This is a genomic window from Spirillospora sp. NPDC049024 (genome assembly GCF_040649235.1).
Classification (GTDB): Bacteria; Actinomycetota; Actinomycetes; order Streptosporangiales; family Streptosporangiaceae; genus Spirillospora.
Window position 1 is genome coordinate 36,446 of the sequence record NZ_JBEZFD010000012.1, and the last position, 19,212, is coordinate 55,657.

General features: G+C 68.5%; 33 protein-coding genes. 31 read left to right on the forward strand and 2 right to left on the reverse strand.

What is annotated here, in order from left to right:
* Positions 1-2: 2 nt before the first annotated feature.
* The 26 genes from tuf (at position 3) to AB0C21_RS22710 (ending at position 15,033) form a co-directional block, all read left to right on the forward strand.
* Entirely contained in the window at positions 3-1,196 is a 1,194-nt protein-coding gene (gene tuf, locus AB0C21_RS22585; protein WP_149258914.1) for an elongation factor Tu, read from the forward strand.
* A 108-nt stretch (positions 1,197-1,304) separates the two neighbouring features.
* Positions 1,305-1,613 (forward strand): 30S ribosomal protein S10, encoded by a 309-nt coding sequence (gene rpsJ / locus AB0C21_RS22590; protein WP_018657599.1) that lies wholly within the window; start codon positions 1,305-1,307, stop codon positions 1,611-1,613.
* Positions 1,614-1,628: 15 nt separating this feature from the next.
* Positions 1,629-2,279, forward strand: a complete 651-nt coding sequence (gene rplC, locus AB0C21_RS22595) for a 50S ribosomal protein L3 (RefSeq protein ID WP_173394920.1) — start codon at positions 1,629-1,631, stop codon at positions 2,277-2,279.
* Positions 2,276-2,878, forward strand: coding sequence for a 50S ribosomal protein L4 (gene rplD, locus AB0C21_RS22600; protein ID WP_500206677.1), 603 nt, complete (start codon positions 2,276-2,278; stop codon positions 2,876-2,878). Before rplC ends, rplD begins: the two co-directional genes overlap by 4 nt.
* 12 nt (positions 2,879-2,890) lie before the next feature.
* Positions 2,891-3,190: a 50S ribosomal protein L23 gene (gene rplW, locus AB0C21_RS22605; RefSeq protein ID WP_149258917.1), complete on the forward strand. Its 300-nt coding sequence runs from the start codon at positions 2,891-2,893 to the stop codon at positions 3,188-3,190.
* A 44-nt stretch (positions 3,191-3,234) separates the two neighbouring features.
* Positions 3,235-4,068, forward strand: coding sequence for a 50S ribosomal protein L2 (rplB, locus tag AB0C21_RS22610; protein ID WP_149258918.1), 834 nt, complete (start codon positions 3,235-3,237; stop codon positions 4,066-4,068).
* Between the two features lie 12 nt (positions 4,069-4,080).
* Positions 4,081-4,362, forward strand: coding sequence for a 30S ribosomal protein S19 (gene rpsS, locus AB0C21_RS22615; RefSeq protein WP_131876403.1), 282 nt, complete (start codon positions 4,081-4,083; stop codon positions 4,360-4,362).
* Between the two features lie 40 nt (positions 4,363-4,402).
* Entirely contained in the window at positions 4,403-4,789 is a 387-nt protein-coding gene (rplV, locus tag AB0C21_RS22620) for a 50S ribosomal protein L22 (RefSeq protein WP_141580633.1), read from the forward strand.
* Positions 4,789-5,640, forward strand: a complete 852-nt coding sequence (gene rpsC, locus AB0C21_RS22625; protein WP_500206681.1) for a 30S ribosomal protein S3 — start codon at positions 4,789-4,791, stop codon at positions 5,638-5,640. The genes rplV and rpsC overlap by 1 nt, the downstream gene beginning before the upstream one ends.
* Positions 5,641-5,647: 7 nt before the next feature.
* Positions 5,648-6,067: a 50S ribosomal protein L16 gene (rplP, locus tag AB0C21_RS22630; protein ID WP_149258920.1), complete on the forward strand. Its 420-nt coding sequence runs from the start codon at positions 5,648-5,650 to the stop codon at positions 6,065-6,067.
* On the forward strand, positions 6,067-6,306 hold the full coding sequence (rpmC, locus tag AB0C21_RS22635) for a 50S ribosomal protein L29 (RefSeq protein ID WP_149258921.1): 240 nt from the start codon (positions 6,067-6,069) through the stop codon (positions 6,304-6,306). The genes rplP and rpmC overlap by 1 nt, the downstream gene beginning before the upstream one ends.
* On the forward strand, positions 6,303-6,575 hold the full coding sequence (rpsQ, locus tag AB0C21_RS22640; protein WP_089314941.1) for a 30S ribosomal protein S17: 273 nt from the start codon (positions 6,303-6,305) through the stop codon (positions 6,573-6,575). The genes rpmC and rpsQ overlap by 4 nt, the downstream gene beginning before the upstream one ends.
* 111 nt (positions 6,576-6,686) lie before the next feature.
* Positions 6,687-7,055 carry a 50S ribosomal protein L14 gene (gene rplN, locus AB0C21_RS22645; RefSeq protein ID WP_021596728.1) on the forward strand — a complete coding sequence of 123 codons (369 nt, stop codon included), beginning with the start codon at positions 6,687-6,689 and terminating at the stop codon, positions 7,053-7,055.
* Positions 7,055-7,363 (forward strand): 50S ribosomal protein L24, encoded by a 309-nt coding sequence (gene rplX / locus AB0C21_RS22650; RefSeq protein WP_141580642.1) that lies wholly within the window; start codon positions 7,055-7,057, stop codon positions 7,361-7,363. The genes rplN and rplX overlap by 1 nt, the downstream gene beginning before the upstream one ends.
* Before the next feature lie 5 nt (positions 7,364-7,368).
* A complete protein-coding gene (gene rplE / locus AB0C21_RS22655) occupies positions 7,369-7,941 on the forward strand; it encodes a 50S ribosomal protein L5 (protein ID WP_149258922.1) in 573 nt (190 codons plus the stop codon).
* Between the two features lie 2 nt (positions 7,942-7,943).
* Entirely contained in the window at positions 7,944-8,129 is a 186-nt protein-coding gene (locus AB0C21_RS22660) for a type Z 30S ribosomal protein S14 (RefSeq protein ID WP_131963156.1), read from the forward strand.
* A 146-nt stretch (positions 8,130-8,275) separates the two neighbouring features.
* Entirely contained in the window at positions 8,276-8,674 is a 399-nt protein-coding gene (gene rpsH, locus AB0C21_RS22665) for a 30S ribosomal protein S8 (RefSeq protein WP_021596724.1), read from the forward strand.
* Between the two features lie 16 nt (positions 8,675-8,690).
* Positions 8,691-9,227, forward strand: a complete 537-nt coding sequence (gene rplF / locus AB0C21_RS22670; RefSeq protein WP_500206684.1) for a 50S ribosomal protein L6 — start codon at positions 8,691-8,693, stop codon at positions 9,225-9,227.
* Between the two features lie 2 nt (positions 9,228-9,229).
* On the forward strand, positions 9,230-9,616 hold the full coding sequence (gene rplR, locus AB0C21_RS22675; RefSeq protein WP_500206685.1) for a 50S ribosomal protein L18: 387 nt from the start codon (positions 9,230-9,232) through the stop codon (positions 9,614-9,616).
* 34 nt (positions 9,617-9,650) lie between these two features.
* Positions 9,651-10,271, forward strand: coding sequence for a 30S ribosomal protein S5 (gene rpsE / locus AB0C21_RS22680; RefSeq protein ID WP_372505490.1), 621 nt, complete (start codon positions 9,651-9,653; stop codon positions 10,269-10,271).
* Positions 10,268-10,450: a 50S ribosomal protein L30 gene (gene rpmD, locus AB0C21_RS22685; protein ID WP_089324452.1), complete on the forward strand. Its 183-nt coding sequence runs from the start codon at positions 10,268-10,270 to the stop codon at positions 10,448-10,450. Before rpsE ends, rpmD begins: the two co-directional genes overlap by 4 nt.
* Position 10,451: 1 nt before the next feature.
* Positions 10,452-10,937 (forward strand): 50S ribosomal protein L15, encoded by a 486-nt coding sequence (gene rplO, locus AB0C21_RS22690; RefSeq protein WP_149258924.1) that lies wholly within the window; start codon positions 10,452-10,454, stop codon positions 10,935-10,937.
* Positions 10,938-11,234: 297 nt separating this feature from the next.
* Positions 11,235-12,461, forward strand: a complete 1,227-nt coding sequence (secY, locus tag AB0C21_RS22695) for a preprotein translocase subunit SecY (RefSeq protein WP_500206954.1) — start codon at positions 11,235-11,237, stop codon at positions 12,459-12,461.
* On the forward strand, positions 12,461-13,111 hold the full coding sequence (locus tag AB0C21_RS22700) for an adenylate kinase (RefSeq protein WP_149258925.1): 651 nt from the start codon (positions 12,461-12,463) through the stop codon (positions 13,109-13,111). The genes secY and AB0C21_RS22700 overlap by 1 nt, the downstream gene beginning before the upstream one ends.
* 323 nt (positions 13,112-13,434) lie before the next feature.
* Positions 13,435-14,259 (forward strand): type I methionyl aminopeptidase, encoded by an 825-nt coding sequence (gene map, locus AB0C21_RS22705; protein ID WP_500206688.1) that lies wholly within the window; start codon positions 13,435-13,437, stop codon positions 14,257-14,259.
* Between the two features lie 330 nt (positions 14,260-14,589).
* The gene (locus AB0C21_RS22710) at positions 14,590-15,033 is read left to right on the forward strand and encodes a DUF1707 SHOCT-like domain-containing protein (RefSeq protein WP_149258927.1); all 444 of its coding nucleotides are present in this window, start codon (positions 14,590-14,592) and stop codon (positions 15,031-15,033) included.
* A gap of 52 nt (positions 15,034-15,085) precedes the next feature.
* Here AB0C21_RS22710 and AB0C21_RS22715 read toward each other — a convergent pair whose 3' ends face one another.
* Together AB0C21_RS22715 and AB0C21_RS22720 are read right to left on the reverse strand one after the other, a co-directional pair.
* Positions 15,086-15,901, reverse strand: coding sequence for a phosphodiesterase (locus tag AB0C21_RS22715; RefSeq protein ID WP_500206690.1), 816 nt, complete (start codon positions 15,899-15,901; stop codon positions 15,086-15,088).
* A gap of 284 nt (positions 15,902-16,185) precedes the next feature.
* A complete protein-coding gene (locus tag AB0C21_RS22720; protein ID WP_500206691.1) occupies positions 16,186-16,851 on the reverse strand; it encodes a hypothetical protein in 666 nt (221 codons plus the stop codon).
* 258 nt (positions 16,852-17,109) lie between these two features.
* On the opposite strand from AB0C21_RS22720, the gene infA reads away from it, so the two are divergent.
* From infA to rpsD, 5 genes are all read left to right on the forward strand, one after another.
* Complete coding sequence (gene infA, locus AB0C21_RS22725) at positions 17,110-17,331, forward strand: translation initiation factor IF-1 (RefSeq protein WP_018657567.1); 222 nt, start codon at positions 17,110-17,112, stop codon at positions 17,329-17,331.
* 66 nt (positions 17,332-17,397) lie between these two features.
* Positions 17,398-17,511: a 50S ribosomal protein L36 gene (rpmJ, locus tag AB0C21_RS22730; RefSeq protein WP_021596712.1), complete on the forward strand. Its 114-nt coding sequence runs from the start codon at positions 17,398-17,400 to the stop codon at positions 17,509-17,511.
* 198 nt (positions 17,512-17,709) lie between these two features.
* The gene (gene rpsM / locus AB0C21_RS22735) at positions 17,710-18,090 is read left to right on the forward strand and encodes a 30S ribosomal protein S13 (RefSeq protein WP_149258930.1); all 381 of its coding nucleotides are present in this window, start codon (positions 17,710-17,712) and stop codon (positions 18,088-18,090) included.
* A gap of 48 nt (positions 18,091-18,138) precedes the next feature.
* Positions 18,139-18,540 carry a 30S ribosomal protein S11 gene (rpsK, locus tag AB0C21_RS22740; RefSeq protein WP_021596710.1) on the forward strand — a complete coding sequence of 134 codons (402 nt, stop codon included), beginning with the start codon at positions 18,139-18,141 and terminating at the stop codon, positions 18,538-18,540.
* A 21-nt stretch (positions 18,541-18,561) separates the two neighbouring features.
* The gene (gene rpsD, locus AB0C21_RS22745) at positions 18,562-19,188 is read left to right on the forward strand and encodes a 30S ribosomal protein S4 (protein ID WP_149258931.1); all 627 of its coding nucleotides are present in this window, start codon (positions 18,562-18,564) and stop codon (positions 19,186-19,188) included.
* Positions 19,189-19,212 lie beyond the last annotated feature (24 nt).

Genomic DNA, 19,212 nt, shown 5'->3' on the forward strand with positions numbered 1-19,212 from the left:
CAGTGGCGAAGGCCAAGTTCGAGCGGACGAAGCCGCACGTGAACATCGGCACCATTGGACACATCGACCACGGTAAGACCACGCTTACCGCGGCGATCACCAAGGTGCTCCACGACAAGTACCCGGACCTCAACCCCTTCACGCCGTTCGAGGACATCGACAAGGCGCCGGAGGAGCGCGAGCGCGGTATCACCATCTCGATCGCGCACGTCGAGTACCAGACCGAGGCGCGGCACTACGCGCACGTCGACTGCCCGGGTCACGCGGACTACATCAAGAACATGATCACCGGTGCGGCGCAGATGGACGGCGCCATCCTGGTGGTCGCCGCCACCGACGGCCCGATGCCGCAGACCAAGGAGCACGTGCTCCTGGCCCGCCAGGTCGGCGTCCCCTACATCGTCGTGGCGCTGAACAAGTGCGACATGGTGGACGACGAGGAGATCCTGGAGCTCGTCGAGCTCGAGGTCCGCGAGCTGCTGTCGGAGTACGAGTTCCCGGGCGACGACGTCCCGGTCGTGCGCGTGTCCGCCTTCCAGGCGCTGCAGGGCGACGAGAAGTGGTCCGAGTCGATCGTCGAGCTGATGGCCGCCGTCGACGAGAACGTGCCGGAGCCGGTGCGTGACACCGAGAAGCCGTTCCTGATGCCGATCGAGGACGTCTTCTCGATCACCGGCCGCGGCACCGTCGTGACCGGCCGCATCGAGCGCGGTGTCGTGAACGTCAACGAGACCGTCGACATCATCGGCATCAAGCCGGAGTCCACCTCGACCACCGTCACCGGTGTCGAGATGTTCCGCAAGCTCCTCGACCAGGGCCAGGCGGGCGACAACGTCGGCCTGCTCCTGCGCGGCATCAAGCGCGAGGAGGTCGAGCGCGGCCAGTGTGTCATCAAGCCGGGCACGAACACCCCGCACACCGAGTTCGAGGCGCAGGTCTACATCCTGTCCAAGGACGAGGGCGGCCGGCACACGCCGTTCTTCAACAACTACCGTCCGCAGTTCTACTTCCGGACCACGGACGTCACCGGCGTGGTGAACCTCCCCGAGGGCACCGAGATGGTCATGCCGGGCGACAACACCGAGATGCGCGTCGAGCTGATCCAGCCCGTCGCCATGGAGGAGGGCCTGAAGTTCGCCATCCGTGAGGGTGGCCGGACGGTCGGCGCCGGTCGCGTCACCAAGGTCATCAAGTAACACCCCTCGTCACGCGGCGGCCCGGTTCGCGGGCAACCCCAACCGGGCCGCCGCGTCACGAACAGTGAAGTAAACAGCGGCACTACAGCAAAGGACACCGAGGCCACCATGGCGGGACAGAAGATCCGCATCCGGCTCAAGGCCTACGACCACGAGGTCATCGACACCTCCGCGAAGAAGATCGTTGAGACGGTGACGCGGACGGGCGCCAAGGTCGCGGGCCCGGTGCCGCTGCCGACCGAGAAGAACGTGTACTGCGTCATCCGCTCGCCGCACAAGTACAAGGACAGCCGCGAGCACTTCGAGATGCGCACGCACAAGCGGTTGATCGACATCATCGACCCGACGCCCAAGACGGTCGACTCGCTGATGCGACTCGACCTTCCGGCCGGCGTTGACATCGAGATCAAGCTCTAAGGGACGCACCGAGAGATGAGTACGCAGAGGAAGGGCGTCCTGGGCGAGAAGCTCGGCATGACCCAGGTCTTCGACGATGAGGGCCGGATCGTTCCGGTGACCGTCGTCCAGGCCGGGCCGTGTGTCGTCACCCAGCTCAAGAGCCAGGAGAAGGACGGCTACAGCGCCGTCCAGATCGGGTTCGGGCAGATCGACCCGCGCAAGGTGAACAAGCCGAGCACGGGTCACTTCGAGAAGGCCGGCGTCACGCCGCGCCGCTACCTCGTCGAACTGCGGGCCGACGACACCACCGGGTACGAACTCGGCCAGGAGATCACCGCCAGCGTCTTCGAGGCCGGCCAGAAGATCGACGTTACCGGCACGAGCAAGGGCAAGGGCACCGCCGGTGTCATGAAGCGCCACGGCTTCAAGGGCCTCGGCGCCTCGCACGGCACCCAGCGCAAGCACCGCTCGCCGGGTTCGATCGGCGGCTGCGCGACCCCTGGTCGCGTCTTCAAGGGCCTCCGCATGGCGGGACGGCACGGCAACGCCCGTACCACCGTGCAGAACCTGACCGTCCACGCCATCGACGCGGAGAAGAACCTGCTGCTCATCAAGGGCGCGGTTCCCGGTCCCAACGGCGGCGTGGTGCTGGTCCGCGACGCAGTGAAGGGAGCGGGCAAGTGACTTCCAAGCTCGACATCGACCTGCCCGCCGAGGTCTTCGACGCGAAGACCAGCGTGCCGCTGATCCACCAGGTCGTGGTGGCGCAGCTGGCCGCGGCGCGCCAGGGCACGCACGCCACCAAGACCCGGGGCGACGTCTCCGGCGGTGGCAAGAAGCCGTACCGGCAGAAGGGCACCGGCCGCGCCCGCCAGGGCTCGACCCGCGCGCCCCAGTTCGCCGGCGGCGGCGTCGTGCACGGCCCGCAGCCGCGGGACTACTCGCAGCGGACGCCCAAGAAGATGAAGGCCGCCGCGCTGCGCGGCGCCCTGTCCGACCGCGCCCGGTTCGGCCGGGTGCACGTGGTCGACAACCTCATCGAGGGCGACACCCCGAAGACGAAGACGGCGCTGAAGGCGCTGCGCGACGTCACGGGCGCCAAGCGGGTCCTGCTGGTCCTGGACCGCGAGGACGACGTGACCTGGAAGAGCCTGCGCAACGAGCCGAGCGTGCACGTGATCGTCTCCGACCAGCTCAACACCTACGACGTGCTGGTGAACGACGACGTCGTCTTCACGAAGACGGCGTACGACGAGTTCATCTCGCGCGCGAAGAAGAAGTAAGGAGGGTCGCACATGAACAAGATCGCTGACCCCCGCGACATCATCATCGCGCCGGTCGTCTCGGAGAAGAGCTACGGGCTGCTGGACGAGAACAAGTACACGTTCGTCGTCCGCCCGGACGCCAACAAGACGCAGATCAAGCAGGCCGTCGAGTCGGTGTTCGGCGTCAAGGTGACGAGCGTGAACACGCTCAACCGGCAGGGCAAGCGCAAGCGCACGCGGTTCGGCTACGGCAAGCGCAAGGACACCAAGCGCGCCATCGTCAGCCTCGCCGAGGGCGAGCGGATCGACATCTTCGGCGGCCCGGCCTAAGCAGGCCGGTCGTCCCGAAGACTGACAAGGGATGAACGAAAAAGATGGGCATCCGTAATTACAAGCCGACGACTCCGGGTCGTCGCGGGTCCAGCGTGGCCGACTTCGTCGAGGTCACGCGCCGCGAGCCCGAGAAGTCGCTGCTGCGTCCGCTCCCCAAGAAGGGCGGCCGCAACAACCACGGCCGCATCACGACCCGGCACCAGGGCGGCGGGCACAAGCGCGCGTACCGCGTGATCGACTTCCGTCGGCACGACAAGGACGGCGTCCCGGCCAAGGTCGCGCACATCGAGTACGACCCGAACCGCACCGCGCGGATCGCGCTGCTGCACTACGTGGACGGCGAGAAGCGCTACATCCTCGCCCCGCGCGGTCTGCGCCAGGGCGACCGGGTGGAGAACGGGCCGGGCGCGGACATCAAGCCGGGCAACTGCCTGCCGCTGCGCAACATCCCGACCGGTACGGTCGTGCACGCCATCGAGCTCCGCCCCGGCGGCGGCGCCAAGATCGCCCGCAGTGCGGGCGCTGGCGTCCAGCTGCTGGCCAAGGAGGGCAAGTACGCCACGCTGCGCATGCCCTCCGGGGAGATGCGGATGGTGGACGTGCGCTGCCGCGCGACGGTCGGCGAGGTCGGCAACGCCGAGCAGTCGAACATCAACTGGGGCAAGGCCGGCCGCATGCGGTGGAAGGGCAAGCGCCCGACCGTCCGCGGCGTGGCCATGAACCCGATCGACCACCCGCACGGTGGTGGTGAGGGCAAGACCTCCGGTGGCCGGCACCCGGTGAACCCGGCCGGTAAGAAGGAAGGCCGCACTCGCCAGGCGAACAAGTCGAGCGACCGGCTGATCGTCCGTCGTCGCAGCAAGAAGAAGCGGTAGGAGTCGCTCGTCATGCCACGTAGCCTGAAGAAGGGCCCGTTCGTGGACGACCACCTCATGAAGAAGGTGGACGCGCAGAACGAGAAGGGCACCAAGAACGTCATCAAGACGTGGTCGCGGCGCTCCATGATCGTGCCGGACATGATCGGTCACACGATCGCCGTGCACGACGGCCGCAAGCACGTCCCGGTGTTCGTCACCGACGCGATGGTGGGACACAAGCTCGGCGAGTTCGCGCCGACGCGCACGTTCCGCAGCCACGTCAAGGAAGACCGCCGCAGCCGCCGAGGCTGAGCAGGCAGAGCAGTTAGCACGTAGGAGAGAGGGAACAGCGATGGAAGCCAGGGCCCAGGCGCGGTTCATCCGCGTCACGCCCAGGAAGGCCCGCCGCGTGGTGGACCTCATCCGCGGCCTGCCTGCCGCGGAGGCTCAGGCGGTGCTGCGGTTCGCCCCCCAGGCAGCGAGTGAGCCGGTGGGCAAGGTGCTGGCGAGTGCCATCGCCAACGCCGAGCACAACTTCAAGCTCGACTCGGGCACGCTCGTCGTCAGCCGTGCGTGGGTGGACGAGGGGCCGACGCTCAAGCGTTTCCGCCCCCGCGCCCAGGGCCGGGCTTACCGCATCAACAAGCGCACGAGCCACATCACCGTGGTCGTGGAGTCGCGCGAGGAAGCCTCGAGCGGGGCGTCCGGCGGCGGTAAGAAGACGAGGAGGGCCCGGTAGTGGGTCAGAAGATCAACCCGCACGGGTTCCGGCTCGGCATCACCACCGACCACAAGTCCGTGTGGTTCGCCGACAAGCTCTACAAGGACTACGTCAAGGAAGACGTCCAGATCCGGCGCATGCTGCAGAAGGGCATGGACCGGGCGGGCATCTCCAAGGTGGAGATCGAGCGGACCCGTGACCGCGTAGAGGTCAACATCCACACCGCCCGGCCGGGCATCGTCATCGGCCGCCGCGGCGCGGAGGCCGAGCGCCTGCGCGGCGACCTGGAGAAGCTGACCGGCAAGCAGGTCCGGCTGAACATCCTCGAGGTCAAGAACCCCGAGATCGACGCGCAGCTCGTCGCGCAGGGCGTGGCCGAGCAGCTGTCCAGCCGCGTCGCGTTCCGCCGCGCCATGCGCAAGGCGATCCAGTCCGCGATGAAGTCCGGCGCCAAGGGCATCAAGGTCCAGTGCGGCGGCCGTCTCGGCGGCGCCGAGATGTCGCGGTCGGAGTTCTACCGCGAGGGCCAGGTCCCGCTGCACACGCTGCGCGCCGACATCGACTACGGGTTCTACGAGGCCCGTACGACGTTCGGCCGCATCGGCGTCAAGGTGTGGATCTACAAGGGCGAGGCCGCGGCGACGCGCGCCGAGCGCGAGCAGAAGGCCGCGCAGCAGCGCGCCACCGGTGGCGGCGGCGGTGGCCGTGAGCGCCGCGGTGGCGACCGCCGTGGCGGTGGCCGCGGTGGCCGTGGCGGCCGTGGCGGTGCCGGCGGCGGTGGCGGCCGCGGCGGCGAGCAGAAGCAGCAGCAGGGTTCCGAGCAGCCGGCGCCGACGGCCGAGGCTGCTCCGCAGGGTGAGGGGAGCTGAATAACCGATGCTGATCCCTCGCAAGGTCAAGCACCGCAAGCAGCACCACCCGAAGCGCCGCGGCATGGCCAAGGGCGGCACGAGGGTGACGTTCGGCGAGTACGGCATCCAGGCCGTCGAGAGCGCGTACGTGACCAACCGGCAGATCGAGGCCGCGCGTATCGCCATGACCCGCCACATCAAGCGCGGCGGCAAGGTCTGGATCAACATCTTCCCGGACCGGCCGCTGACCAAGAAGCCCGCCGAGACCCGCATGGGCTCCGGAAAGGGCTCCGTGGAGTGGTGGGTGGCGAACGTCAAGCCGGGCCGCGTGCTGTTCGAGATCTCCTACCCGAACGAGGAGATCGCCCGGGAGGCGCTCACCCGCGCGATCCACAAGCTGCCCATGAAGTGCAAGATTGTTAAGCGAGAGGTGGGTGAGTCCTGATGGCCAAGGGTCTTACCGCCGACGAGCTGCGGACCGAGCCCGAGGACGTCCTGGTCACCAAGCTCAAGGAGGCCAAGGAGGAGCTGTTCAACCTCCGCTTCCAGGCCGCCACCGGCCAGCTTGAAAGCCACGGGCGGCTGCGCACCGTGAAGCGCGAGATCGCCCGCATCTACACCGTGATGCGGGAGCGCGAGCTCGGCATCGTCACGGTCGAGGACGCCGCGGAGGGCAACGAATGACCGAGCAGCAGACCGAGCAGCGGAGCAGCCGCAAGATCCTTGAGGGTCTCGTGGTCAGCGACAAGATGGACAAGACCGTGGTCGTGTCCGTCGAGGACCGCGTGAAGCACCCCAAGTACCACAAGGTGATCCGCCGCACGAAGAACTACAAGGCGCACGACGAGGCCAACGAGTGCGGCGTCGGCGACCGCGTCCGTCTCATGGAGACCCGCCCGCTGTCCGCCACCAAGCGGTGGCGCGTGGTGGAGATCCTCGAGAAGGCCAAGTAGGGCCCCTGGGCCCGTGGGACGCAGTCCCGCCATTGACCACAGTCTGGTTCCACCAGGCTCGGCCCCGGAGAAGCCGGCGCCGAGAACCGGTGTGACGAACAGGAGTTAGACGTGATCCAGCAGGAGTCGCGACTCAAGGTCGCCGACAACACGGGTGCGAAGGAGATCCTTTGCATCCGGGTTCTCGGCGGCTCGGGTCGGCGCTACGCGGGAGTCGGCGACATCATCGTCGCGACGGTGAAGGACGCCCTTCCCGGCGCCGGCGTGAAGAAGGGTGACGTCGTCAAGGCGGTCGTCGTGCGCACCCGCAAGGAGCGCCGGCGCCCGGACGGCTCCTACATCCGCTTCGACGAGAACGCCGCCGTCCTGATCAAGGACGGCGGCGACCCCCGCGGCACCCGTATCTTCGGCCCGGTGGGCCGCGAACTGCGCGAGAAGAAGTTCATGCGCATCATCTCGCTCGCGCCGGAGGTGCTCTGATGAAGATCCGCAAGGGCGACGAGGTCATCGTCATCGCCGGCAAGGACAAGGGCGCGACGGGCAAGGTCCTGCGCGTCATCCCCCGCGAGGAGCGGGTCGTCGTCGAGGGCGTCAACCTCATCACCAAGAACATCAAGGCCGACCAGCAGCGTGCCGGCAAGGAGAGCGGTCGCGTCACGGTCGAGGCGCCGCTGCACGTCAGCAACGTCGCGATCGTCGAGGACGGCAAGCCGGCCCGGGTCGGTTACCGCACGAACGACGACGGCACGAAGGTTCGGATCTCGCGCCGTAGCGGTAAGGAGATCTGAGACCGATGACCGAGACCACCGAGCGTCCCGTCCCGGCGCCGAGGCTGAAGCTGCGCTACCGCGAGGAGATCGCGGGCAAGATGCGCGAGCAGTTCGGCTACGACAACGTCATGCAGATCCCCTCGCTGACCAAGATCGTGGTCAACATGGGGGTCGGCGACGCGGCCAAGGACGCCAAGCTGATCGAGGGTGCCGTCCGCGACCTGGCGGCGATCACCGGGCAGAAGCCCGCCGTGAACCGGGCCCGCAAGTCCATCGCGCAGTTCAAGCTGCGCGAGGGCATGCCGATCGGCGCGCACGCCACGCTGCGCGGCGACCGGATGTGGGAGTTCCTGGACCGCCTGCTCGCCACGGCGCTGCCCCGCATCCGCGACTTCCGCGGGCTGTCGCCGAAGCAGTTCGACGGCAACGGCAACTACACCTTCGGGCTGACCGAGCAGGTCATGTTCCACGAGGTCGACCCCGACAAGATCGACCGCTCGCGGGGCATGGACATCACGGTCGTGACGTCCGCGAAGACCGATGACGAGGGCCGGGCGCTGCTCAAGCTCCTGGGCTTCCCCTTCAAGGAGAGCTGAGCATGGCGAAGAAGTCGATGATCGCCAAGGCGGCGCGGAAGCCGAAGTTCGGCGTGCGCGCGTACACTCGGTGCTCGCGCTGCGGGCGTCCGCGCTCCGTCTACCGGAAGTTCGGCCTGTGCCGCGTTTGCTTCCGGGAGATGGCCCACCGCGGCGAGCTGCCTGGCATCACGAAGTCCAGCTGGTGACCGCGTCCCCGGAGCGCCGCTCCGGGGGCGGCGGAAGCCGGCCTGTAATGACCAACCGGGCGCCTGAGAGGGCGCCCACGACCGCGCCAAAGGTCCACGGGCCGCATCAACCCGAGGAAACCGTGGCGAGGGAGGGCCAGTAGGCCATGACGATGACCGACCCGATCGCAGACATGCTGACGCGTCTGCGCAACGCGAATTCGGCGTACCACGACTCCGTGGCCATGCCGTACTCGAAGATCAAGGCGCACATCGCCGAGATCCTCCAGCAGGAGGGGTACATCTCGGGCTGGACCGTGGAGGACGCCGAGGTCGGCAAGAAGCTCGTGATCGAGCTGAAGTTCGGCCCGACCCGCGAGCGTTCGATCGCCGGCATCAAGCGCGTCTCGAAGCCGGGTCTGCGCGTGTACGCGAAGAAGGACAACCTGCCGAAGGTCCTGGGCGGACTGGGCGTCGCGATCATCTCGACGTCCTCCGGTCTCATGACGGACCGCCAGGCGGGCAAGCGCGGAGTGGGCGGGGAAGTCCTCGCCTACGTTTGGTGAGGGGAGGGCACTTTAAATGTCTCGTATCGGACGTCTCCCCATCTCCGTCCCCAGCGGTGTCGAGGTGAAGCTCGAGGGCCGCGAGGTCACCGTCAAGGGGCCGAAGGGCACGCTCTCGCACACCGTCGCCGAGCCCATCGAGGTCAGCCAGGAGGACGGCAAGCTCGTCGTCTCCCGGCCCAATGACGTCAACAAGGTGCGCGGCCTGCACGGGCTCACCCGGACGCTGATCAACAACATGGTCGTCGGGGTCACCGAGGGCTACAAGAAGACCCTGGTCATCCAGGGCGTCGGCTACCGGGTGGTGGCCAAGGGCAAGAACGTAGAGTTCTCGCTCGGCTACAGCCACCCGATCCCGTTCGAGGCGCCGGAGGGCATCACCTTCACGGTGGAGCGGCCGACGCAGCTCGTCGTCGAGGGCATCGACAAGCAGCTCGTCGGTGAGATCGCCGCCCGCATCCGCAAGCTGCGCAAGCCCGACCCGTACAAGGGCAAGGGCGTGCGCTACGAGGGCGAGCAGATCCGCCGCAAGGTCGGAAAGGCTGGTAAGTAGTCATGGCAGGCACCAAGACCCTGGCCGGCAAGGCCACGAGCGGTCGCCAGCTTGCTCGCAAGCGTCGGCACCTGCGGGTCCGCAAGAAGGTCGTGGGCAGCGCCGCGCGGCCGCGCCTGGTCGTGACCCGCTCCAGCCGGCACGTGTTCGTCCAGGTCATCGACGACGAGAAGGGCCACACGCTGGCCAGCGCGTCGACGATGGAAGCGGACCTGCGCGCCGACTCCGGCGACAAGACGGCCAAGTCCCGCAAGGTCGGCGAGCTCGTCGCCGAGCGGGCCAAGCAGGCCGGCGTCCACGCGGTCGTGTTCGACCGCGGCGGCAACAAGTACCACGGTCGCATCGCCGCGGTCGCGGACGGTGCGCGTGAGGGGGGCCTCGAGCTCTGATGGCCCTTTACAAGGTGAACGAGAGGAACCACTGATGGCAGCGCAGAGGCGTGGTGGCGGTCAGGGTGGCGACCGTCGCGACCGCCGCGACGACCGCCGCGGTGGCGCCGACAAGGGCCAGTCGTACATCGAGAAGGTCGTGGCGATCAACCGTGTCGCCAAGGTCGTCAAGGGCGGGCGTCGCTTCAGCTTCACCGCCCTGGTGATCGTCGGTGACGGCAACGGCACCGTCGGCGTCGGCTACGGCAAGGCCAAGGAGGTGCCCGCGGCGATCGCCAAGGGCGTCGAAGAGGCCAAGAAGCACTTCTTCAAGGTGCCGCGGATCCAGGGCACCATCCCGCACCTGGTGCAGGCGCGCGACGCGGCGGGCGAGGTCCTGCTGCGCCCGGCCAGCCCCGGTACCGGCGTCATCGCCGGTGGTCCGGTGCGCGCGGTGCTGGAGTGCGCCGGCATCCACGACGTGCTGAGCAAGTCGCTGGGCAGCGACAACGCGATCAACATCGTGCACGCCACGATCGCGGGTCTGAAGTCGCTGAAGCGTCCGGAGGAGATCGCGGCCAAGCGCGGCCTGCCGATCGAGGACGTCGCCCCGGCGGCCATGCTGCGCGCGCGCGCCGCGGGCAGCGAGCCGAGGGCGGAGGTCGCGTCGTCATGACGAACCTGAAGATCACGCAGACCAAGTCCGTGATCAGCGAGAAGCAGAACCAGCGTGACACGCTGCGCACCCTGGGCCTGAAGAAGATCGGGCAGAGCGTGGTCCGCGAGGACCGCCCCGAGGTGCTCGGCATGATCCGGACGGTGGCGCACCTGGTCACCGTCGAGGAGGTCGACTGACATGGCGGCTGATCTCGGTAAGGACTCCGCCGCGGAGACCGAGGGCACCCCGCTCAAGGTGCACGACCTGCGTCCGGCCCCCGGCGCCAACAAGGCCAAGACCCGCAAGGGCCGCGGCGAGGCGTCCAAGGGCAAGACCGCCGGCCGCGGCACCAAGGGCACGAAGGCCCGCAGCACGGTCCCCGTCGGGTTCGAGGGCGGCCAGATGCCCCTGATCCGCCGGGTGCCGAAGCTCAAGGGCTTCAAGAACCCGAACCGGGTCGAGTTCCAGGTCGTGAACCTGGACAAGCTCGCCGCGCTCTACCCCGAGGGCGGCGAGGTCACGGCCGAGGACCTGGCGGCCAAGGGCGCGGTGCGCCGCGGCCGTCCGGTCAAGATCCTCGGTACCGGCGACATCTCCGTGGCGGTCCAGGTGAAGGCGCACGCCTTCTCCGGCGCCGCCAAGGAGAAGATCGCCGCCGCCGGCGGATCCGCCGACGAGCTGTAAGGAAACACCTCTGATGCCGGGGCCGTGCCCGCGTGAGGTCCGGGGCCTTGAGGCCGCCGGGCCCGGCGGGGCGGCCCCGGTGTCATCTGCTGTTAGAGTCACACGAGCGAAGGTGCCCTGCGTGAGATTGCGCACTCTGCCGTCACACCGGGTATTCTCCGCCCGAACTCATGGACCTGAAACCGCCCCCTCGGCGGCCATGAACCCGCCAGTCGCGCAGGAGGAATGGTGCTGACCGCGTTCGCTCGGGCTTTCCGTACGCCTGACCTGCGTAAGAAAATCCTTTTCACGTTGTTCATGATCGTGGTGTTCCGGATCGGATCGATCCTGCCCACGCCGAACGTGAACGTGAAGGTGCTGAGGGAGACCGCCAACGCGGCCAAGGACAGCAACAACCTCTACGGCCTGGTCGACCTGTTCAGCGGCGGCGCGCTGCTGAAGCTCTCGGTCTTCGCGCTCGGCATCATGCCGTACATCACGGCCAGCATCATCTTGCAGCTGCTGACGGTGGTGATCCCGCGGCTGGAGGCCCTGAAGAAGGAGGGCCAGGCCGGCACGACGAAGATCACCCAGTACACGCGGTACCTGACGGTCGGGTTGGCGATCCTGCAGGCGACGGGCATCGTCGCGATGGCGAGCACCGGTCAGCTGTTCCAGGGCATCTCCGGCAGCGGCGACATCCTGTACGACACGGGCATTTTCCCGATCATCACCATGGTGATCATCATGGTGGCGGGCACGACCGTCATCATGTGGCTGGGCGAGCTGGTCACCGACCGCGGCGTCGGCAACGGCATGTCCATCCTGATCTTCACCCAGGTGGTGGCGGTCTTCCCCGCCCAGTTCTGGAGCATCTACAAGAGCAAGGGCGGCTTCGTCTTCGCGATCGTGGTCCTGGTGGGCCTGGCGATCATGGCCGGCGTGGTGTTCGTCGAGCAGGCGCAGCGGCGCATCCCGGTCCAGTACGCCAAGCGCATGGTGGGCCGCCGCATGTACGGCGGCACTTCGACCTACATCCCGCTGAAGGTCAACCAGGCCGGCATCATCCCGATCATCTTCGCCTCGTCGCTGCTCTACCTGCCGGTTCTGGCCACCCAGTTGTGGCCGAACACCAAGTGGCTGCAAAAGGTCCAGCCGTATCTCCAGCAGGACAACGCCTGGCACATGGGGATCTTCTTCGTCTTCATCATCTTCTTCACGTACTTCTACGTCGCGATCACCTTCAACCCCACTGAAGTGGCCGACAACATGAAGAAGTATGGTGGATTCATCCCAGGTATCCGTCCTGGTCGGCCGACCGCCGAGTACCTCGACTTCGTGCTGACCCGGATCACCACACCCGGTGCGCTCTACCTGGGGCTCGTGTCCCTCATCCCGATGGTCGCCTTCGCACTCATGAAGGCGAGTTCGGACTTCCCGTTCGGCGGCACGAGCATCCTCATCGTCGTCGGCGTCGGACTGGATACCGTGAAGCAGATCGAGAGTCAGCTCCAGCAGCGCAACTACGAGGGCTTCCTCCGGTAGTGCGTATCGTCCTGGTGGGCCCCCCGGGTGCGGGCAAGGGGACGCAGGCCCAGTTCATCGCATCTCACCTGTCCGTCCCGAAGATCTCGACAGGTGACATCTTCCGCGCGAACGTCAGCGGCGGGACGCCGCTCGGCCGGCAGGCCAAGCAGTACATGGACCGCGGTGACCTCGTCCCCGACGAGGTCACCATCGCGATGGTGCGCGACCGCCTCGGCGAGGACGACGCCCGCGACGGCTTCCTGCTGGACGGGTTTCCGCGCAACGTCCCGCAGGCCGAGACGCTGAAGAAGATCCTCGCCGAGTGGGACACCCGCCTCGACATCGTCCTCGAACTCGTCGTCGACGAGGACGAGGTCGTCCGGCGGCTGTCGGGCCGGCGCACGTGCGACAAGTGCGGCCGGATCTGGCACGTCGACTTCGACGACAAGCAGGACGACATCTGCGACGACTGCGGCGGGCACCTGTTCCAGCGGGACGACGACAAGGAAGAGGTCGTCATGCACCGCCTGGAGGTGTACCGGCACGACACGGCTCCGCTGGTGCAGTTCTACGCCGACGAGAACATCCTCGTCGGCATCGACGCCACGGGCCCGGTCGAAGAGGTCACCAAACGCGCCCTCACCGCGCTGCGTCCGCTGGAGAAGTAGAGCCACCGGAAGGCAGTGCCGCCGGAAAGCAGTGCCGCCGAAAGATGGTTGCCGCCGTAAGGCGGTGCCACCCGGACGGCAGGGTCGCCGGGAAGCAGGGCCACTGGAGAAGTGACGGGTCCGTCGACGAGTGCGGCGGGCCCGGCGGACGGACGCCGGCGCGGACGCGGGGATCCCGCGTCCGCGCGGCCGTTCCGGAACCGGGCGGCCGTCCCGGAACCGAAACGACCGGCCCGATACCGGAGCGGCCGGCTCGGTACGAGAAGCGACTGGCCCGATACCGGGGCGACCGGCCCGGTGCGGGGACGGGTGCAAGGGGAGAGATGTTCAAACGGCGCAGGCTCACGATCCAGATGAAGACCGCGGAGCAGATCGAGCTGATGCGCGCGGCGGGGCTGCTCGTCGGCCGGACGCTGGAGCTGCTGCGCGAGGCCGCCAAGCCCGGCATGAGCACGCTGGACCTGGACGCGCTCGCCGAGGAGCACATCCGCGACAACGGCGGCGTCCCCTCGTTCAAGGGCTACCACGGCTTCACCGGGACGATCTGCGCGTCGGTCAACGAGGAGATCGTGCACGGCATCCCGCGGGCCGACAAGATCCTCCGCGAGGGCGACGTGCTGTCCATCGACTGCGGCGCGATCGTGGAGGGCTGGCACGGTGACGCGGCCGTCACGGTCCCGCTCGGGGAGATCACCGACGAGCAGCGGCGGCTGCTGGAGGTCACCGAGGAGTCCCTGTGGCGCGGTCTCGCGGCCGGACGCGCGGGGGCCCACCTGACGGACATCTCCCACGCGATCGAGGCTCACATCCGCTCTCAGGGCGCCTACGGGATCGTCGAGGGCTACGGCGGGCACGGCATCGGCACCGAGATGCACATGGACCCGCTCATCCCCAACCACGGGGCGCCCGGCCACGGGCCCGTCCTGGAGCCCGGGATGTGCTTCGCGGTGGAGCCGATGGTGAACCTCGGCACCAAGGACACCGCCGAACTCGACGACGGCTGGACGGTCGTGACGACCGACGGCCGCACCTCGGCGCACTTCGAGCACACGTTCGCGGTAACGCCGGACGGCCCCCGCGTCCTGACCGCGCTCGACGAGGGCCGCGAGTGGTTCGCGAAGCTCGGATCCGCGCCGCAGAATGGATAGAGGGCCCATCAGGACCCGAGGCCACGGCCCGGCCGACAGCCGCGGCCTGGAGCAAGGACGCGGTCTGAGCAAGGACGCGGCCTGGAGCAAGGACGCGGTCTGAGCAAGGACGCGGCCTGGAGCAAGGACGCGGTCTGAGCAAGGACGCGGTCTGAGCAAGGACGCGGTCTGAGCAAGGGCGCGGTCTGAGCGAGGGCGCGGTCTGAGCGAAAGGCACGGCCTGATCGAGAGACGCGGTCTGGTCGGAAGGCGCAGTATGGCCGTAGGACGCGGTATGGATGGAGAGGGCAGGCCCTTCCGACGGGGCAGGTCCTGAGGAGCGGAGGAACGATGGCGCCGAACCCTGAGATCCGGGCGTCGGACGCCGACCGCGACCGGGTGGCCGCGAGCCTGCGCGAGCACTGCGCCGAGGGCCGGATCACGATGGACGAGCTGCAGGAGCGGCTGGACGCGGTCTACGCGGCGAAGACGCTCGGGCAGCTCCAGGAGGTCACCTCCGACCTGCCGGAAGAGGACCTCTACCAGCTCCCGGTGCCGGCGCGGAGCAAGGGCACCGCGTCGCCGGCGCGGCCGCCCTCCGGCGACCTCGAAACGCGGCGCATGCGGGCGATGTGGGGCGCCTGGGCCGCGGTCAGCGCGATCAACCTCACCGTCTGGCTGATCATCCTGGTGACCACGGGCGCGGTCTACCCGTGGTGGATCTGGGTGGTGGGCCCCTGGGGCGCCGTCCTGCTGATGCGCACGATCTTCGGCGGCCGCCAGGGCGGCTGCTAGACCCCGCCCCCCGCCCAGTCCACCGCCGGCGCTCAGTGCGTGGGCGGCCGGGTCACTCCACGTCCATCAGGGGCCGGTAGTTGCCGGTCGGGGCGAAATGGGTGGTGGCGGTGCCGTCCTCGCCTATGAGGTGGAGGGCGAACCCGGCGGGCTCGCCGGTGACGGCCGCGCGGCCCTGCTTGGTGAGGTCGAGGAACAGCTGCCGGTAGGTGCTCGGGCAGGTGGTGCTGACCCGTCCCGCCAGCGATCCGACCGACGCCCGGTGGACGTGCCCGGAGATCACCCGCACGACCTGCGGATGGCGGGCGATCACGGCGGCGAACCCGGCGGGGTCGACGAACCGCAGGTCGTCGATGAACCGCATCCCGATGGGGTACGGCGGGTGGTGGGTGGCGACCACGGTCGGCGTGTCGGGTGCGGCGCTCAGCGCCTCGTCCAGCCAGGCGAGCCGCTCCTCGCTCATGTGCCCGTGGGAATGGCCGTCGACGGTGGTGTCGCAGCACACGAGCCGCACCCCGGCCACGTCGACGGCGTACTGGAGGGGCGCCCGCGGGCCGGTCCCGGTCGCCGCGACCGCCGGATGGTCGGCGAAGGCCCGGCGCAGCTCGTCGCGGTCGTCGTGGTTGCCGCACATCGGGTACACGGCCATCGGCAGCGGCGACAGCAGCGCGTGCAGCCGGGCGTACTCGGCGGGCCGGCCGCCGTCGGCGAGGTCGCCGGTGAGGACGACGGCGTCGGGCCGCGCGGGCAGCGACAGCAGGCTCGACACGGCGGCCCGCAGCGCGCGGACCGGCCCGGAGTCGTCGTCCACCCCGCCGTCGCGTCCGGCCGCCAGGTGGATGTCGCTGAGCTGCGCGATGATCGCCATCAATCCCCTCCCCGTTGCCCAAGCACATCACGGAACCGCACGCTCCGGGCGGCCCGGGGCGAGCGGGGCGCCGGGACGATCTTCGCGTCCTGGCGCCCGTACTGTCGACTCGCCTCCCTGGCGGACCAGGTGCCCCCTGAGGAACCGTTACGCCTCAGGCGGCCTCCTCGCGCGGGAGACGCCCCTCACACCCTCGCGTCAGGCGAGTTGCCTGTGGGGGGCGACCCCCACACCCCCGCGTCAGGCGAGTTGCCTGTGGGGGGGCGACCCCCCACACCCCCGCGTCAGGCGACGTGCGGAATGACCAGGGAAAGAGCCGAGGTGACCTCTTCGGGAGCGGGTGCGACGTCCGGGACGACGTCGCGGAGGGCCAGCCAGCCGTTGATGGCCTGCACGGTCGGCTTCGCCTCGATGAGCTGCGGGTCGTCGAGCCCGTACCAGGCGGCGACCTTGGACCACCGCCACAGCCGGTGGCCCGCGGTGGACATCTCCGAGGACGGGAAGCCGGTGGCGCCGCGCGCCCCGGTGATCGCGTGCCGGACGGAGTCGAGCGAGCGGCCGACCCGCTCGGCGATGTCGCGGATGGTCAGCAGCGGGTCGGCCTCCACCCGCAGGACGTGCACGCCGGGCGCGCTCTCCTCGACGTGCCCGACCACTTCCATGATCGACGCGGCGAGGGTGGGGCCCGTCCAGTTGCAGGAGGCGTTGCCCAGACGGTCCGCCGAGCGGAGCTCGTCGCTTGGATGGCGGTGGGTGGGGGCTGGAGGACGGGCCGCCGAGCGGAGCTCGTCGCTTGGATGGCGGTGGGTGGGGGCTGGAGGACGGTCGGCGTGGTGCGGCTCGCTGATGATGGAGACCGTGACCGCGCCGTGGGTGCGGTCGAACAGCGGGTCGAGCTCGTCCTCGTAGAGGGGACGGCTGAGGATCAGCGCGAAGTCATAGCTCGGCATGCTGACCCTCCTCGTACGTCTCTCTCCTGGAAAGGTACAACGCGGACGCGATGTATGCTTGACTCGGGAGCAGTCTCCGGACACGTGTCATGCGTCGATTTCGCATTGGACGGCCGGTTGACGTAGACTCCCTTGTCGGTCCGTCGACGGCCGCCCATCTCCCCTTTGGCGCTTCCGCGCCGCGGTGCGGGTTGCGGCCGATTCTCCCCTGGAGAGCCGGGCCGCGTCCAATGAGCCGATCAGCGAAGCGCGGAGGACATGCCCAAGAAAGAAGGGGCCATCGAGATCGAGGGCACCGTCATCGAGTCGCTGCCCAACGCCATGTTCAGGGTGGAGCTCGACAACGGGCACAAGGTGCTCGCCCACATCAGCGGCAAGATGCGGATGCACTACATCCGGATCCTGCCGGACGACCGCGTCGTTGTGGAGCTGAGCCCCTACGACCTCACGCGCGGTCGGATCGTCTACCGCTACAAGTAAATCCCACTGGGGTTGCCTTCCCCGTGCGTGGCGGCGCGGGGGTGACCCTTATCTCTAGGAGACCCAGTGAAGGTCAAGCCGAGCGTCAAGAAGATCTGCAACAAGTGCCGCGTCATCCGCCGGCACGGCCGGGTCATGGTCATCTGCTCCGACCCGCGCCACAAGCAGCGTCAGGGCTGACGCTCAACAACCAGCAAGCGCATCGCAGCCTTCACACGGCCGTACGCGTCGGGTTCCGGAAGACCGGGATCCGGCCGTACGGCACCGTCGTGTGGAGGAGCACCCCCGGACCTCCGGAGGCCGGGGCCGCCACCCGGGCAGGGTGTGTGCGGACGCGGTGTGTCCATACCTCCGGACGAATGAAGGGAACTGCCCACGATGGCACGCCTCCTCGGCGTCGACCTCCCGCGCGAAAAGCGCCTCGAGGTCGCTCTCACCTACATCTTCGGCATCGGCCGGACGCGGGCGCTGGAGACCCTCTCGGGTACCGGCATCAGCGGCGACCTGCGGGTGCACCAGCTCGGCGACGACGAGCTGGTCAAGCTCCGCGACTGGATCGAGGCGAACTACAAGATCGAGGGTGATCTTCGCCGCGAGGTCCAGGCGGACATCCGCCGCAAGATCGAGATCGGGTGCTACCAGGGCATCCGGCACCGCCGCGGGCTTCCGGTGCACGGTCAGCGCACGCAGACCAACGCGCGCACCCGCAAGGGCAAGAAGAAGACCGTGGCCGGCAAGAAGAAGGCCGGCAAGAAGTAGTCCGGAGTCGGTCCTCCGGATCGATGACCTCAAGAGTAGAGAGAGCACATGCCTCCTAAGAGCCGTGTCGGCGCCAAGAAGGTGCGCCGCAAGGAAAAGAAGAACGTCGCTCACGGGCACGCCCACATCAAGAGCACGTTCAACAACACGATCGTTTCGATCACCGACCCCAACGGCAACGTGATCTCCTGGGCCTCCTCGGGCCACGTCGGGTTCAAGGGCTCGCGCAAGTCCACCCCGTTCGCCGCGCAGCAGGCCGCCGAGGCCGCCGCCCGGCGCGCGATGGAGCACGGCATGCGCAAGGTCGACGTCTTCGTGAAGGGCCCGGGCTCGGGCCGCGAGACCGCCATCCGGTCGCTGCAGGCGACCGGCCTGGAGGTGGGCTCGATCCAGGACGTCACGCCCGTTCCGCACAACGGCTGCCGCCCGCCGAAGCGTCGCCGGGTCTGAGGCAGGGGGAGATCTAGAACAATGGCTCGTTACACCGGTGCGGACTGCAAGCTCTGCCGCCGCGAGAAGATGAAGCTGTTCCTCAAGGGCAGCAAGTGCGAGGGCCCGAAGTGCCCGATCGAGATCCGTCCCTACCCGCCGGGTGAGCACGGTCGCGGTCGGCCCAAGGAGACCGAGTACCTGCTGCAGCTTCGTGAGAAGCAGAAGGCGCGGCGCATCTACGGCGTGCTGGAGCGGCAGTTCCACAACTACTACGTCGAGGCGAACCGCCAGCAGGGCAAGACGGGTGACAACCTGCTCACGCTGCTGGAGCGCCGGCTCGACAACGTCGTCTACCGGGCCGGCTTCGCCAAGTCCCGCGACATGGCCCGCCAGCTCATCCGGCACGGCCACATCCGGGTCAACGGCAAGAAGGTCAACATCCCGTCGGCCCTCGTCAGCGAGGCCGACATCATCGACGTCAAGCCGAAGTCGATGGAGATGACGCCGTTCCAGGTCGCCAAGGCCGAGGTCGGCGAGCGCCAGGTCCCGGCGTGGCTCGGGGTCGACGGCGAGAAGATGCGGATCCTCGTGCACTCGCTGCCCGTCCGCCAGCAGATCGACGCTCCCGTCCAGGAGCAGCTGATCGTCGAGCTCTACTCCAAGTAGGGGCTCAGCGCCGCCGGGGTCCCG